The following is a 16,817-nucleotide window of genomic DNA, read 5'->3' on the forward strand; positions in this document are numbered from 1 at the left end:
TTTTGATAGCCGGGTACGATAACACAGCATTACACCCGGGATCAAAGCGCAGGAGATAGCCTTAACCTTCCACAAGTTTTCTAAGATCACGGGCTTTGTATGCGATCTCCCTCTTTGAATAGGCAGAAGCTATCAGTTCCACCGCCTCAAGATTACGCACCACATTATCAAGATAACCCAGAACATCCCCCGGATAGGCAGTGATACCATAAAGGTGCTCAAGTTTCCTCACAATACCTTCCGGATCGTACCCTTCTGCCCTGATGGATATTATCTTCTCAGAGAACTTGCGTTCCGCACAGCCACAATAAGGAGAATCACGACAGCTACACGTCAGGAAATCTCCGGCGAAATCAAGCAACTGGTCACGCAGGGTCACATCCAGTTTATCCATATTCTCCCCCTCAAATAGAATATCCAGTGAAGCACCCTGAAATACCCTTGAAGGAAGATTCACATTAAGAGCTGCAGAGACACGTGCAGCATATTTGTAGTAAACAGCATCGAAGAACTCAAGGTTCGATACAGTGACAATAGGTTCCTGGTCAATAAGAACTGAATCACGTATGAGGAAAGCCCTTGAAACAGACAGGAAATGTCCTGAAGCTATCTTTCCGAACCTTGTAAGGGCGATCAGGTCACCCTTCTTGTGCAGGAACTTATTCCTCGCAAGCTTATCAAGCAACATATCAACATTATAATCGGCCAGCATATAGGAATGGATCATCTTCAGATCGTTCCGGGAAGAGGTAACAGCAGCCGAAGCAAGGATCTCTTCCATCTTCTCATCATCCCCATAATCGACCTTTGTGTGCTGCATCTCCCCCTTTAGCAACTTCAGGGCAACAGCATCCTCTGTATCTCCTTTGTCCCCGGAGTATTTCTTATTGGGAACAGCAAGCACCACTACCTCACCACGGTCGTGGTAATCAGGCCTTCCCGCACGTCCCAGCATCTGAAGGAAATCCTGCATTGTAAGCCACTCAATACCCATCGCCAGGGACTCGAATATTACCTGTGAAGCCGGAAAATCAACACCTGCCGCAAGTGCTGCTGTTGTAACCACAACAGGTAGCTTACCCTTGACGAATGCGACCTCCACCTTTTTCCTTTCCTGACTTGTAAGACCTGCATGATATGCAGAAGCTGAGATCGGGAGAGCCTCAGATATACGATGACAATTACGTCTTGAATTAGTGAATATAATGGTCTGCCCTTTATGACCCTTCGATGAGGTCGTCGAGAATTCCTCTCTCACAAGACGTGCCATTATCTTTGTCTTGGAATGTTCAGGGCATAGAATGAGATGTCTCTCAATAGGTACCGGACGATACTCATATTCGATCAGTTTTGCGTTAAGCTGTTTGGCACGTAACTGGGGTTTTGCCACAGTAGCTGAAAGGTAGATGAACTGAGCACCGGCTGCAACGTACTTAAGTCGTGCAATGACACCATCCAGGCGGTGACCCCTTTCAGAGTCCTCTATAGTATGGACCTCATCGATAACAACCGTCCCTATCTGACCAAGAAGATCAGCATTACCGGTCCTTAATATCTGATCAAGACCTTCATATGTTCCAACTATTATGTCAGAATCCAGGGTCCTCTTCATAGAGGCACCTTTCTTTGTCTTGATACGCTCGCTACCTACACGTATAGATGTCTTGATACCCAGTGAGGAATATCTTTTCGTGAACTGGTCATATTTCTGATTGGCAAGTGCCACAAGAGGGACCAGATAGATCAGTCTTCCCTTTTTCCGAAGAATATTCTCGATACCTGCAAGCTCGGCTATCAGTGTCTTTCCGGTAGCTGTTACAGATGTGACAAGCTGGTTCTGGCCCTTGAGAAGACCATTCTCTACGGACAGTGACTGGACCGGCAGAAGAGTCTCTGACTTGGCAAGGAGGATCTTCTTAAAACCCTTATGTAAAGGCAGGTCCTTTATCAGCCCTTTCGGGACGGAAGTGTTTGCAGCGATCGAATCGAACCTTGTAAGATCAGGGTCGATATCATCAGGACTTATCATGGCCATGGTCCTGTCAAGGTCCTTGGTCTTGAGCATTATATCCTCGAATCGCTCACATATTTCATCACTGTAATTTACATGGGAACTTTTCAGGGTGTTAAAAAGCTCTTCACGTCCACAATCCTCACAGACCTTTTCCCTGTGATATCTTATGGAGCGCCTGTTCAGGAAATTGAATCTGTTCTTCAAAAGGCAGAACCTGCATGCATTGACAACATCAGCACTCATCTGGAAACCCTGGAGCATTTCCACAAAACTGGCTGTCTGTCCTTCATCGCCACCCCTTGCTATCATTATACGATCTGTCTTCCTCAAAAGTTCAACGAATTCCGAAGGTGGTTTGAACTCACCTTTTCCATTATCCTTTACCTTGAACTTATGAGGACGAGGTCCTGCATCTGTATCTCTCAGGATGAGCTCACCGACAAAAAGAGGTTTTTTCTTTTTATCCCGTATCGGCAGGATTATTATCTTTGACCTTTCGGCGCTTGCAAGTATCCAGAGAGTCATTGCTGACCTTTGATGACTCATAGGCTATAAATACTATTGTATATATGAAAAAGAAGATTTTTATAATATTAATCATAATATAATCAATTATTATTGAGGATAAAAAAATGTTCGATCCTAAAAACATAATGGAAACAGAAACCATTAGCCAGGAGGCTGAATCTGGAGATATGGGAGAGCCATCTTTGTATGACAGTCTTAAAAAGCAGGATCAGAGCCTTGTTATCGAAGAAGGTGTACGTCTTAGTACCACAGGGATCAATGTTCTCGACAGAACACTTGGAGGTGGATTACCTGCCGGTTCACTTACCTTTTTCTCAGCTGACCCAAGATCGATGTCAGAGGTATTCCTTTATCAGTTCACACAATCCAGGAAGACATACTATTTCACGACCTCCCGAAGACCCAGATACGTCCTGAATGATGTCATCAACCTTGGTTTCGACCCGTCAAATATCATTTTCGTAGATATATACAGCGAATATTACTGCACTTCATGTGGCGATATGTCAGATAATGTCGGTAACGAGTTCATAGACTCTAAGATCATAGAGTTCACAGAGTACAATCTGCGCAATATAGCAAATGACTCCAGTGGAGAGGAAGTGAACATAATCTTTGATTCGTTCTCGTTCTTCATAGACCTTACTATTAACAAAAGTCTGGTAAAGCAACTGATCAACGTGCTCTACGAGACAACAAAAGAACTTGGATGCCTTACATATCTCTATGCAACGAACACTAACAAGAATAGCGACATAGAGAATTTCACATACAGCTTATGTGACGTTATCTTTGAGTCAATGCTTGACAAAGGAGCTGACAAGGTGATCAGCAAACTGGCGATCCCAAAGATAAGGGGAATGATACCAAGTACGGAGATCATCAAGTTCAAGATAGGCGATGGTGTACAGATAGATACTTCCAGAGATATTGCATGATATTCATGCAAATCAATATTTTTTCACTTTTTTAAAGTTCTGAATCCAATGTTGCATACATACAGCTGCAGGAACAACTTTCAGGTAATGCCTGGATAACATCAAGCAGTACGACCTGTAATTTCTCATTGATAGCTGCAAGGGTATCCAATACTTCACTTACGGTCATTTTGCCATCACTAAGTCCACATGCATCATTGGTCACTGTACAGATAGATGCATAGCACATGTTCAGTTCCTTTGCCAGCACTACCTCAGGAAGACCGGTCATACCCACAACATCACCGAACTGTCTCATCATACGGATCTCAGCCCTGGTCTCGAACCTTGGTCCCTCGGTGCATACATAGACACCTTCTGAAAAACCGATATTCCTGTTCACAAGTGAACCTTTCATAAGGTTGCGGATATCAGGACAATATGGTTCACTGACATCAACATGGACCGTCCTTTCATTGAAGAACGTCGAGGGTCTGGTCCTGGTGAGATCTATGAAATCATCAGGTAAAAAGAAACTTCCTACAGGGTGGTTCTTCATTGTCCCTACAGAGTTAGTAGAGATGACATTCCTCACACCTAATTCATGTATAGCGTAAATGTTAGCCCGATAGTTGATCATATGCGGAGGTACATGTCTGTCACCATTCGCATGCCGGGAGAGGAACACAACTCTCTTACCACCGATATCGGAAACATTTACCGGAACCTTACCATATGGCGTACTTACCGTAAGTTCTTCACATGAACTTGCAGAGGAAAATGCGACACCGCCAATAACAGCAGCATCAAGATGATATTCCTGATATTCCTTATCATTTTTCTGCATTATTCTCTACCTTTTTGACCTTTTGTCTTTGGGCTTTGGCATACTTGAGACCTTGATACCTGCCAGTGCAAGTATAATAGCGAACACCACTGAGTACACAAATAACTGTATACCGGTACGAGGGTCACCATTGTCTGCAAGTACCGAGCTCATAGATATGAGATAACTTGTAGCTCCCCAGAACAGGAAACCTATGGACAGTATGAAGAAAGCCGGTATCAGATACATACGCACTGGCTCTCCACGTGTTCTGCAATCTACGATCTTCCCGGCATCTGCAAAGAGCAGTGCAAGGGCATAGATCCATACGGTCCTGTGGACAAAGGAAGTAAGCAACGGAACTACTCCATAGTACCATATACCTTCTGCAGTGTAAAGTGACCATACATCCATAAGACCGAGTATTGTACCCAGTACCACAAGGAAACCTGCCGTAGCATATGTGAAAAAGGCCATCCTTCCTGAATAGAAGGAATCCTTCAATTTCTCCCAGTAGAGATCAACAGTATCGTTGAATCCCCTGTAAAGCATGTAAAGACCCACTGCTGCAAGTATTCCTATGATCGCACCCTGGGAATAATCGATCAGCAGGAAGAAAGCGTAAATAAGAGCAGCAAGTCCCAGCGGAACAAAGAATGTCTGGGATATTTTTGGGTCATTGAATGCATGTTTGATAATATAATAAGTACTTTCCAGATTCGCGCTCTGCATAACAACGATACGCCTCACGGAATCGATCTTCATCCGTGACTGGACAATAGGGATCAGTGTTTCATCCTCTGCACCATCGGATACGAATATTGCCGATTCTGCAGGGAACTTCTTCAGGATCATGTCAAGCTGGTTTGCGATCTTCTGATCGGATATGATACCGATGTTCTTGTCCCCGGCAAAAGTAACGATCTCCGCATCAACACCCTTAGCAAGCAGTTCATCAAGTATCTTGACCCCGCCAAAGATAGTGTTGGTATCAGAATCTTCCGGGTCTGCTGTTGCCAGTTTCACAGCTGCCTCTATGTTGGCCTCCTTGCCAATAAGAGGTGCCTGGACATTTGCTTTATCCCCGAGATCGTTATCCCTGTCAATACAGATCACTAATGTTTCCATGAAACTCCTGTAGCATATTTATAACGAAAATATAAATAGATTCTGATAAAACAGTATCTGCAAGGAACTTAAAAAAAGATAAGAAAAAGTCCCGCTGATATTAAGGAACGATCTTTTCTATCAGCATACGAGCCCATTTGAGCTTCTTTTTCTTGATAGGATCGACATCCTCATCATCAAAGTCAAAACCCATCAGGATTATACTGGAAGCCCCGAACTCCTTTGCCAGATAGACACACCTGTCACCATCACTGAAACCCCCGAAATTATAGATGTTCTTCAAGGGTGCAGCCTGTGTACTACCCACAATTCTATTGAGACGCGGAACATAGCTCTCCAGTTTATCGATGTTATCACCGTGTCCATGGACCACCATGAGAGAACCTTCCCGGTTTGCAAGGATCTCTTTCTCAACATCACCATCAAGGTCTGTGACGATGATATCAGGGACCATGCACTTGTCCATGAGTACAGCTGTGGCTCCATCGGCAGCTATTATAACAAAATCATCCTGGTCGATAAGGTCAAGTTCTCCTTTAAGCACAGGAGCATTGCCGCAGACAAGGACATCCCTGCCTTCAACCAGTTCTCTTATTTCAGAAACATCGACCGAGTTAGAGGGTAAGAGCATATCAGAGAGGATGAGAGCAGCCTGCTCATCACCTTCCCTGCTAAAGCCCATATCCTTTAAGATGGACTCGTAAATGGGTTCCCATTCTTTGAAGTCCATTATATCCTCATTCAGCCTTTGTTATGCCGATGGTCATGGATATACCTTCGACATCCCAGTCCTTCTCAAGGGACCCGGAAGTATCCACATCAAGACCTATGACCTGAACATTGGCACGTGTCTCTTTTGCAATATGCTGTTCGCGGTCAAGTACAAGATCAAGTACTCTCTCATCGTTGATCTGTATATGGGACCTGATGTTGTCATCCACTGCAAGATCGAGCTCTTTCCTCATATCCTGCACTCTGCGGATAACTTCCCTTGTGAAACCTTCTGACTCGATCTCACGAGTAAGGTTCGCATCGACATATATTATACCTGCAGTTGACTGTGCACTTGCAACCATTTCAGGTAATGTCTCTGTAAAGTTAACCATTTCAGGTTTTATTGTAACTGAGCCGCCAGGGATCTCAAGCTCGAACTGGTCCTCAAGTGCCAGTGCCTTCTTCAATTCACTTGCATCTGCCTTTTTAATGGCACCAATTACCTTTCCGGCATCGCCCTTGAACACAGGACCGATAGCACCGGGATCAGGGTTTGCCTCGAAACCAAGCTCATCCCATGCCTCATCAATACCTGTGAGCACGATGTCCTTTGAGTTGGTCTGGTCCATGAGTACAGATTTAAGCTCTGTAACTGCATCTGCTGCCTGTTGGTTCATAGGTGTGAGTATGATACGTGATACCGGCCATCTGAGCTTCCTGCCTACCTTCTGACGTGCATTGGATGCTGATTCCACAATTGAACGTACCATAGCCATGTGAGTTTCGAGGTCCTTGTCAACAAGGCTCTCGTCCACCTGTGGCCAGTCGTTCATGTGAATAGTTACCGGTGCATCAGAGTACACATTCTTTACAAGGTTCTGATACATCTCCTCTGCCAGGTGCGGCATGAACGGAGCGATCACCTTTGCGGTGAGAACGAAGACATCATACAGTACACGATATACTGCAAGTTTGTCAGGATCATCTGCCTCTACCCATGTCCTTGGCCTGATAAGCTGGATGTACCACCTTGAAAGGTCCTCAAGCACGAACTCATTGATAGCTCTCAGTGCCCTGTGCAGTGTGCACTTTGACATGGCATCGTCCACATCAGCCACAAGTGACTGTGCCTTTGAGAGTATCCATCTGTCCTCTTTACGCAGATGTGCTTCTATGGACTCGAATGATACCTTTGAAGGATCGAACTTGTCAAGAACCATGTAAGGCAATGGGAAACGGTAGACGTTCCAGAGGATGTTCAGTGTCCTGTGGATGTTCTTGAGCTCATCCTCGGCGAATTTCAGGTCATCCCATGGTGCACTTGATGATAATACGAAGCTCCTCATTGAATCAGCGCCGAACTTATCGATAACATCACCAGGAGCAACTACATTGCCCAGACTCTTGGACATTTTCCTGCCTTCACCATCAAGGGTAAAACCGTGCATTAGCACGCTCTTGTAAGGAGCCTTTCCAAAGGCCACCATACTGGCACCAAGCTGTGAATAGAACCATCCACGTGTCTGGTCCTGTCCTTCTGTGATGAAGTCTGCAGGCCACCATTTATCGAAATCTTCCTGCTGTTGTGGGAAGCGCAATGTTGCCCATGAAGCTACGGCTGAATCGAACCAGACATCGAAGACATCTTCCACACGCTTCATCTTTCCGCCACATTCACAGTCCAGCAGGACCTCGTCCACATATGGCCTGTGAAGCTCGATATCTTCAGTGACACCTGACATCTGCTGAAGTTCTTCCTTGGTACCGATAACATGCATCTTGTCACATGTACTGCATTTCCATACAGGTATCGGGATACCCCAGTATCTCTGACGGGATACACACCAGTCACGTGCTCCCTCTATCCAGTCCTTGAACCTTGCAGAACCTGCCCATTCAGGATACCACTTGACCTTGGCGATCTCATCCAGCATCTGATCCTTGAGCTCACCTATCTTGATGAACCATTGTTCAGTTGCAAGATAGATTATAGGGGTCTTACAGCGCCAGCAGTGTCCGTACCTGTGGTTGATGGTCCCTTCTGAAAGAAGTCTTCCACGCTCAATGAGGTCCTCGATAATGACCTTGTTCGCCTCACGGATATGCATTCCTGCATACTCTCCGGCAGCTTCGGTGTAACGCCCGTCAGAACCTACAGGACAGAATATCGGCAAACCATTCTTCTTACCGACCTCAAAGTCGTCCATACCGTGACCAGGTGCGATGTGTACACAGCCTGTGTTCTCTGCGGTAACGAAATCTGCAAGATAGATGCCGTGCTCCATGGCTGCCTGTCTTGGCACCATATCAGCAAGCGGACTTTCGTATGATAATGATGTAAGGTCCTCTCCAAGCATGGTCTCGATGATCTCATAATCGGTGTATCTTCCCTTTCTGAGTACGTTCTCCACAAGTTCAGATGCAACTATAAGGACCTCTTCATTGCCGTCTGCTGCCACTGCCTTTACTTTTGCATATTCGAATGATGGGTGTACTGCTACCGCAACGTTGGATGGTATGGTCCATGGTGTTGTAGTCCAGATGACGACAAAGGTGTTCTCCTCACCTTTTATCTTGAACTTGACGAAGATGGACGGATCGGTCCTGTCCTCATACTCCACTTCAGAGTCAGCAATAGCTGTTTCGCATCGTGGACACCAGTTGACAACACGTTTACCCTGCTCAAGGAGATTCTTCTCCTGTGCCTGTTTGAGGGTCCACCATGCAGCTTCGATGTATTCATCCCTGAGGGTCATGTAAGGGTCTTTCCAGTCAAGCCATGCACCAAGTACCTGGAACTGGTCGGTCATATCATTCTTCTGGTTGAGTGCGAATTCCTTACACTTCTCGATGAAATTACCTACGCCATAGCTCTCAATGTCCTTTTTGGATGTGAATCCAAGGGCACCTTCCACTTTTACCTCGATAGGAAGGCCATGCATATCCCATCCTGCACGGTCAACGATATCAAAACCGTTCATGGAACGGTATCTCAGAATGGAGTCCTTGATGATCTTGTTCCAGGCAGTTCCAAGATGGATATGTCCGGTTGTATATGGTGGTCCATCTACGAAAAAGAACTTTTTCGCGCCTTTCCTGTGCTCACGTACTTTAGAATAGGCATCTTCCTCTGCCCAGAGGTCATGCACCTTCTTCTCTATTGTCTTTGGATCGTACTGATTGGTGATCTCCTCTATCATTTAGGATTCTCCATGTAAAGGTCAATTATGATTAATGTATATGATGTGATCGTGATATTCCTACTGCAATATTCAATTTAAATATATTGCATTGACCGGATATATCATTTCATTTGACTGAACACTTTTTCAACTAAGGGCAGCATGGATTGTACTTAAAAGTTTCGAATTACAATATCACTAAAAGATAAGCAGACAAAAAAAGAAAGAAAAAGAAAAGAATTATAGGATACCCATAAAGGATATCAGATCTCTTTTATAATACGGAAACCGACGTAGTCTGCACGGCTACCTTCACCGATACTATCTCTGACAGCAGAACGACAGTTGTCCTCTGAGTTTTCCCAGCTTCCACCACGTATCACTCGTCTGTCAACGCCGCCGGTCCATTCAGTTCCGTCAGTTGGTGCATCATTATAGTTGCTGTGATATTCATCAAGTACCCATTCTGCAACATTCCCATGCATGTCATACAGACCCCATGGGTTTGCTTCCTTCATACCTACAGGGCGGGTCTTATCCTCGGAATTGTCATCGAACCATCCATAGTCCACCATCAGATCAGAGTCATCACCAAATGAAAAGGCAGTCTCTGTTCCAGCCCTGCATGCATATTCCCACTCTGCTTCAGTAGGCAGACGATATGATTCGGTACCTTCCATTCCATTGAGCTTCTCTACGAACTCATTTGCGCTCACCCATGATATCTGTTCTACCGGCAGGTCAGCACCTTCGAACTTAGATGGCTCATCTCCCATTACTGCTTCCCATTGTTCCTGGGTCACTTCATATGCACCCATATAATAATCATAACCAATGGAAACATAATGTACAGGTCTTTCATTCTTGTCGCTGTAAGCCTCTTCAGAGGGAGCGCCCATGTAGAACTCCCCCTCAGGTATCTTCACAAATTCCATACCTATGGAATTTGTATAGGTGCTGTCATCCACCTCAACCTCTTCAGGTGTTGTATCAGCTACAGGTTCTTCATATTCTTCTTCAGTACCTGTATCATTGGAGTCGGTACAGCCACTGCCAATTACCGCCAGGATAACAATGATACCAATTATAAATGTCAAATAGGATCTTTTGTTCATAAACTACCCTCTGTATAACAACCAAAATATTATTTGTTCTATTCCAACACGTAATTTAAGTTCTTTGGTTTGAACCTGACAGAAGCAACTTGCCGATCTGACAGTAGAATATGAAAAAAAGAAAGATATCAAAAGAAAAGGAGGGGCACCTTGTATAGGAAGATGCCCGATGATGTCTCAACCACCCATGTAGCTGAGTGCCTCCAACCAGTTTCAGTTATGACTGTTAGTGATGATGCAATATAAATTATACGGCAAGACTACTGATATATTCATTAACAATATTATATCATTGAGTGGTCACAGGCCGGGAATCCCTCTCAAGAAGCATGTCCTTGCATCTTTTGAGATCGTCAGGGGTGTTGATATTAAGAGCGAACTCTGAATCATCCAGTACCAGACTGACATATTCCTGTTCGTGATCCACATTGTTCCCGTCAAGGATATTGATACCAGATGGTACTATCAGTTCACCATCCCAGTTGAATACCGTATCCGGTCTTATTCCAAGACCCTTACATACATGGATCGGTGAGAAGATCGACATAGCAGGTTTGCCGCACTCCTTATACTCCATAATGACCTTTTCAAGGAGTTCCGGATTCAGAAGTGGCAGGTCTGCCATAAGGATCAGAAGCGGTTCATTGATACCTGCGACCTTTACCGCATATACCATGTCACCAACATAGTTCCCTCCACCTGTCGGGATGACCTGTACTTTCCCTTCATATTCCTTCTGAACAAATGATGCTGTATTCGGGGTTGCAGGAGAGACAGCAACATATATGTCACCTATACTTTCCGTTCTCTGCAGAGTGTCTATCACATAGGATATGAGAGGTTTTCCTAATAGTTCGACACAGGGTTTCTCACCCATACCAAGCCTGCTTCCAAATCCCCCTGCCATTATTATAGCGTGCAAACGATACCTCCTTACATCAATACCAGCGTAATGGTGATCAATGCTATTATCCTTCCTACTTCATTAGATGCGCCAATGACATCGCCATTGACACCACCAAAGTGCCTGTTGCTTACGTTCAGTAATATAAATGTCGCGAAGATCGCTGCCATGAAAGCATAGATACCTGTAAGTCCGAGACCAAAGTAATATGATGCCCCAATGCAGGCGACGATACCCATTACAAAACCTATAAGGTATTTAGGTACTGTGGTATTGTTCACAAGTATAGAACCAAGTCCTTCATGGATAGACTTGCCGAATGCAGCTATTGTGAGCATTGATTGCATGGCGCTGACCTCTGACACGAACATGGCAAAGAAGAATATACGTGCGACCTCAGCAGTTGTGTACAGCAAACTAACCTCACCATACAATGCTGTAAGGGATGCATAGAGTGCGATTATAATAAGAGCAGCATATGCAACACCACCTATGCCCAGGGACATATCTTTTAGCGCTTTTAGTTTCTTCTCCACCGAACCATGGGCTGTCAGACCGTCACCAAGATCTGCAACACCATCCAGGTGGTTAAGACCGGTAAGATAGTAAACAAAAGCAATTATCAGTACGGCACTTATTGATATAGGCACATAACTTACCAATGCATAAGCAACTGCACCCATGATCAGACCAAGGACTATACCGACCACCAGATGGAGATATGTCCTTTTGAAGAACTCATCAAGTCCCTCCATTGTGATCCCCACAGGGATCGTTGACAGGAAACCAAAACTTGACCTTAGAGCTAGTAGAAATCCATTCATTCTGCTATCACTCACTTTCAGGTTCTTTTTTCTTAGACTTTCCTGCTGCCTCTGCCATGGCCCTTGTGTACATATTGGCAGAGACTCCGCCGATAAGACCGCCTATTATATCGTCCATGAAAGGACCGAGCTCTGCAAGGATACCTGGCTTCTTTTTATCAAAGCGAACGAACTCGAACATACCTTTATCACCACTGATGTATCTGGCGATGCTCGTTCCAAGTACCTCATCTGCTATTATGAACGTCAGGTCCTTTTCATAGGAGCTCTTACTGATATTAGGCAACCTGCCCTTCTGCCCCTCATTCTCCAGTAATACACCAGAATATACCAATAGACAGAGGTTAGGATCAGATATCGCGATATCCAGTTCCTCAAGGAACTTTGCCTCTGCAAGCTCTCTTGTTTCGATGCCAGGGTGAGGTGCATATAGTTCCAGTGCAGCATCAACAAGCATCTGGACTGTTATTCCTTCTTCTTCAAGGATCTCTATTATATCCCTGGTGATCTCACCTTCCAGTTCCTTTGACTGGCCCTTTTTACGGTCTTCTGATTCAATATCCGATAATTTCATTGCCATCACTTCGGGGAATCTATTAATGTTAATTTAGTCGGTCAGGAGTATGCTGTAATTATGAATGAAGATACAATTATTGCAAATAACGATGCCACAAGTATGATCCAGCTTGTTAGTTTTATATCCTCGGACATCGGGTAAACAAAACCCTCTCCAAGGACATAGGTATTGGGTTTCTCAAGTTTTACCTTGAGAGCACCTGCTATTGATGCCATTGGATAACCTGAGTTGGGAGATGGTGTTCCCGAGCCTTCGCCAAAACCTCTCTTGAAGGCACTTTTGTGATCGGGCACTTTCACCTTGCGATATACCAAACCTATCACAAGCGTCCCTGCTGTCAGGAAAAGTACAGAGAAGCGTGCAGGTATCCAGTTCAGTACATCATCAAGCTTTGCAGAGAACCATCCCACCTCACGGTGACGTTCATCCATATAACCAACCATTGAGTCGAGAGTACTTGTTGCTTTGAAGACATATGCTGCTATCAGACCACATGGTCCGAAACATGCATAGAACAACAGAGGCGAAAGGATACCATCAACGTAGTTCTCTGATGTTGTCTCGATTATAGCTGATGAGACATGCGCTTCATCCAGTCTGGATGTATCCCTGCTCACATACATGGATAACTTCTGTCTTGCACCATCAAGCCTTCCGGCATCCAGCTCTACCCGTACTTCGTCAGCAGCCCCGGAGAGACACTTTATAGCGAATGTTGCCTTGAGGAAATAGGCTGCCACAAGGTAGCGCAAAGGTGAAGGGATGCTTTCGATCCCCATGAAGTACAGTACAAGATACGCTATGAGCGCGCCAAAGAGTATGGTTACAAGCCCCATGAATATTCCATAGAGCTTCCTGTTGGTCTTTGGTATGTTCTTTTTGAAAAAACCTATCAATCTGCCCATCCATACAACAGGATGGATCGCAGAAGGTGGTTCGCAGAACAACAGGTCCAGGGCATAGGCCAGCAGGAGCACTATAACGAGATCCAATGCATCGGCCTGTACCGGTATTATCATAGGTTGTTCTCCATTACGGTTTCCCAGGCTTTCTTTATGCTTTCCTTGTTCAGTCCATCGGCCGTGAACACTGAAAGCAGATCATCAACAACCTTTTCCTCATGAACTATATTGCACTTAAGGCAGCTCCATACCTGCCCTCCACTGGAACTCTCGATCCAGTTCCCACCTGTGCGGGAATCCTCACAAGGATAGAAAGGACAGAAACAGAAAGTGCAGTCCTGGCCTTCGAAATGACATGGATAATAGTCGCAATCGGTGTTACTTCCCTTACGGCCGCAATCAGCAGCATCTTTTATGTTCTCTGTGAGCTGTAACTCCGCCTGCTCCCTGCCCCATTCATAGATCACCTGACGGATGGTGGCTGCGATACGCTCATTCTCTTCCCTGGTGCGTATAGCTATCCTGATATGGTCCTCCCCGATGTTCTGGAAAGAACTGCAATCACGGATAAGCACACCATGAGAGGCCATACGTTCTGCAAGTTCTGCAGAGTTGAGCGAGAGATCGGAGATATCCACAAAAATATAATTGACACTGCTCTCAAATGGTTTGAAACCCCTGCGAGAGAGCTTCTCCATAAGGAAAGCACGTTCTTTTGCTATGAACTCTCTGGAGTCCACAAGATATTTGCTGTTTGCACCGCCCTTCATGCTTAACAGTGCAGTTGCGATCGTATCTGAGATACAACCCATGTTCCAGGAAAGCCTTGCATTGTTCAATACGCATGCGAATCTTTTAGAGGCTACTCCAAAGCCCATCCTTATTCCGGGAATGGCAAAGGACTTTGTAAGGGAGCGCTGTATGAAAAGATAATCATTTTCTTCTACTAAATATGCGACACTCTGATCAGGATCTGCAAGTTCGATATATGCTTCATCAACAAAGAGAATGGTCTTGTTAGCCGCACACTTCTCTGCAAGTTGCTCCATCCTTTCCTTTAAGAACATCTCACCTGTAGGATTATTGGGATTGCATACAAAGATGATCTTTGCTTCATCAAGGACCGCATCATCAAGGTCAAAGATATCTTTCTGGTCGATGTATCTGATCTTTGCACCCATTACCTGACACTGCATCTCATATTCACTGAATGTCGGTTTAGGTATGAGTACTACATCGCCTTCATCTATGACACATTCTGCAACCAGCCTGATTATCTCAGTTGAGCCATTACCAGGTATGATATTCTCATATGTAGTTCCCATACCTACAAAATCCGCTGCTGCGTTCCTGTATTCAAGATAACGATTATCAGGGTACTGTTCCATTTTCTCAAGCCCTGAACTGAGTAGCTCCTGTAGATCCAGTTCTGGCGCGGGTTGTTCAAATGGTGTTCCCAGCGGATTCAGACTGGCACTTGCATCCAGCATCTCGGACTCTGGGATCCCATATTTCTGGGAACTTTTTCTTATCAGTCCACCATGAACGCATGGTTCAAGGCTCAAAAGATATTTCTTTACCGGAAGAGGTGATCTTTGGTCAGTCATAGTAATCGAAGCATGTTATGATCAGGAAAATAGAATACCTGCTCTTGCGACCTTTGGAAAGGTCAAAGCAGAGGTATTATTACCTCCTTCCATGCTCTCCTTATATTATCATCAGTATCTCCGTCTGCCATCAGTGCATCAAGCACCATCTTGGCGACATTTGGTCTATGCAATAAAGTACAATGTTCGCAGCTCCAGACCTGCCCGCCTGTAGAGCTCTCGATCCATTTTCCACCTGTTCGTTCTTCCTCACAGGCATAGAAAGGACAGAAACAGAAAGTACAGTCCTGTCCTGTGAAATGACATGGATAATATTCGCAGGAACCCCTGCCAGCAGTTGAAGCACCACCATGTTCAATGGTCTCCTCAAGTTTCTCCCTGGCATCCTCGCGGCTCATCTCGGCAAATACATCATCAAGGGTACGTATCAGTCTCTCGAACTCATCCCTTGGCCTTACAGATAGCCTTACATATCTTTTCTCACCGTTGAAGAGATCACTGCAATCACGTATCATTATACCATGGGATGCAAGTCCTTCTGTGAGCCTGGCAGAATCCAGGAAAAGATCACGGATATCCACAAGCACATAATTTGCACTGCTTTCAATAACATCGAAACCGTAGATCCCTGAGAAACGTTTACTGATATACTTGCGTTCCTTTTTGATAAGGTCCCTTGACATGGAAAGATATTCACAGTCGCTTCCTCCTTCCATTGAAAGGAAAGCAGTTCCAATGACCTCATCCACAACACCGATATTCCACGACAGACGGGCAGAGTTCAGTATCCCAGCCAGTGAACGGGAGGCAATACCGTAAGCCAGCCTTATACCCGGCATACCTATAATATTAGATACAGACCGGATCACCAGAAGATGATCGTTATCCAGTGCCAGGTCCACCATGCTCATATCAGGGTCTGAAAGCTCGATCGATGATTCATCGACTATAAGCAGGGTATTGTGCTCCGAGCACATCTCTGCAAGATGGATCAGGTCATCTTTCTGCAACAGTTCCCCTGTAGGGTCATTTGGATTCTGGATGATAAGCACACTTGCCCTTTCCAGAGTCATCTTAGGAAGGGTAAGCATTTCCTTTGAAGTAAATGAATGTACACGAGCACCGAATATACCTGCAATATGGCGATACTGCCCAGAAGAAGGTGAAGGGACTATTACCAGATCATCTTCTTTTACAACAGACTCAACGGCCAGACGCAATATCTCACATGACCCACTGCCAGGCACTATATTGTCAAAAGTAACTCCATGACCTGTAAAGCCGGCAGCAGCATTCCTGAGCTCAAGATACCTGTTATCAGGATATTGTTCGAACCTGTCCACCGAACTAAAGATAATCTGTTCCAGGTCGATGCTATCGTCCTTATAGTTGAAAGGTGTCCCCAGCGGATTGAGGTTTGAGCTGAAATCAAGAATACCTGATTCTGGAACGTCTAGTTCTTTTGCCAGATCACAAGCCCTCCCGCCGTGTTTCTTTGCTTGCAGTGCAAGCAAGTAGTGCTTCAAATGGAGTGGGAAATTTTTTCGGTACACACTTATCAACAGGTGGTTACGCAGAA

The 16,817-nt window shown here is 45.0% G+C and carries 13 protein-coding genes; 1 reads left to right on the forward strand and 12 read right to left on the reverse strand.

Features of this window, described 5'->3' with window-relative positions:
* Nucleotides 1-61 precede the first annotated feature (61 nt).
* The gene (locus tag BM008_RS04650) at nt 62-2,539 is read right to left on the reverse strand and encodes a DUF5814 domain-containing protein (protein ID WP_091933752.1); all 2,478 of its coding nucleotides are present in this window, start codon (nt 2,537-2,539) and stop codon (nt 62-64) included.
* A 107-nt stretch (nt 2,540-2,646) separates the two neighbouring features.
* Between BM008_RS04650 and BM008_RS04655 the strand changes: the two genes are divergently transcribed.
* Nucleotides 2,647-3,480: a DUF7125 family protein gene (locus BM008_RS04655; protein WP_245747880.1), complete on the forward strand. Its 834-nt coding sequence runs from the start codon at nt 2,647-2,649 to the stop codon at nt 3,478-3,480.
* 31 nt (nt 3,481-3,511) lie between these two features.
* Here BM008_RS04655 and BM008_RS04660 read toward each other — a convergent pair whose 3' ends face one another.
* From BM008_RS04660 to BM008_RS04710, 11 genes are all read right to left on the reverse strand, one after another.
* Nucleotides 3,512-4,306, reverse strand: a complete 795-nt coding sequence (locus BM008_RS04660; RefSeq protein ID WP_091933755.1) for an MTAP family purine nucleoside phosphorylase — start codon at nt 4,304-4,306, stop codon at nt 3,512-3,514.
* Nucleotides 4,307-4,312: 6 nt separating this feature from the next.
* Nucleotides 4,313-5,413, reverse strand: coding sequence for a DUF373 family protein (locus BM008_RS04665; RefSeq protein WP_091933758.1), 1,101 nt, complete (start codon nt 5,411-5,413; stop codon nt 4,313-4,315).
* A gap of 100 nt (nt 5,414-5,513) precedes the next feature.
* Nucleotides 5,514-6,143 (reverse strand): 6-hydroxymethylpterin diphosphokinase MptE-like protein, encoded by a 630-nt coding sequence (locus BM008_RS04670; RefSeq protein WP_091933761.1) that lies wholly within the window; start codon nt 6,141-6,143, stop codon nt 5,514-5,516.
* A 7-nt stretch (nt 6,144-6,150) separates the two neighbouring features.
* The gene (gene ileS / locus BM008_RS04675) at nt 6,151-9,327 is read right to left on the reverse strand and encodes an isoleucine--tRNA ligase (RefSeq protein WP_091933764.1); all 3,177 of its coding nucleotides are present in this window, start codon (nt 9,325-9,327) and stop codon (nt 6,151-6,153) included.
* Between the two features lie 245 nt (nt 9,328-9,572).
* On the reverse strand, nt 9,573-10,424 hold the full coding sequence (locus tag BM008_RS04680) for a formylglycine-generating enzyme family protein (protein ID WP_091933767.1): 852 nt from the start codon (nt 10,422-10,424) through the stop codon (nt 9,573-9,575).
* A gap of 289 nt (nt 10,425-10,713) precedes the next feature.
* Entirely contained in the window at nt 10,714-11,346 is a 633-nt protein-coding gene (locus BM008_RS04685; protein WP_091933769.1) for an NTP transferase domain-containing protein, read from the reverse strand.
* 11 nt (nt 11,347-11,357) lie between these two features.
* A complete protein-coding gene (gene cobS / locus BM008_RS04690) occupies nt 11,358-12,152 on the reverse strand; it encodes an adenosylcobinamide-GDP ribazoletransferase (protein WP_091933772.1) in 795 nt (264 codons plus the stop codon).
* A 7-nt stretch (nt 12,153-12,159) separates the two neighbouring features.
* Nucleotides 12,160-12,726 (reverse strand): alpha-ribazole phosphatase CobZ, encoded by a 567-nt coding sequence (gene cobZ, locus BM008_RS04695; RefSeq protein ID WP_091933775.1) that lies wholly within the window; start codon nt 12,724-12,726, stop codon nt 12,160-12,162.
* Nucleotides 12,727-12,767: 41 nt separating this feature from the next.
* Nucleotides 12,768-13,748, reverse strand: coding sequence for a cobalamin biosynthesis protein (locus BM008_RS04700; protein ID WP_091933779.1), 981 nt, complete (start codon nt 13,746-13,748; stop codon nt 12,768-12,770).
* Complete coding sequence (gene cobD / locus BM008_RS04705; protein WP_091933783.1) at nt 13,745-15,238, reverse strand: threonine-phosphate decarboxylase CobD; 1,494 nt, start codon at nt 15,236-15,238, stop codon at nt 13,745-13,747. The genes BM008_RS04700 and cobD overlap by 4 nt, the downstream gene beginning before the upstream one ends.
* Nucleotides 15,239-15,300: 62 nt before the next feature.
* The gene (locus BM008_RS04710) at nt 15,301-16,752 is read right to left on the reverse strand and encodes an aminotransferase class I/II-fold pyridoxal phosphate-dependent enzyme (protein WP_143072277.1); all 1,452 of its coding nucleotides are present in this window, start codon (nt 16,750-16,752) and stop codon (nt 15,301-15,303) included.
* Nucleotides 16,753-16,817: the final 65 nt, after the last annotated feature.

This window comes from Methanolobus profundi (genome assembly GCF_900114835.1).
Taxonomy (GTDB): Archaea; Halobacteriota; Methanosarcinia; order Methanosarcinales; family Methanosarcinaceae; genus Methanolobus; species Methanolobus profundi.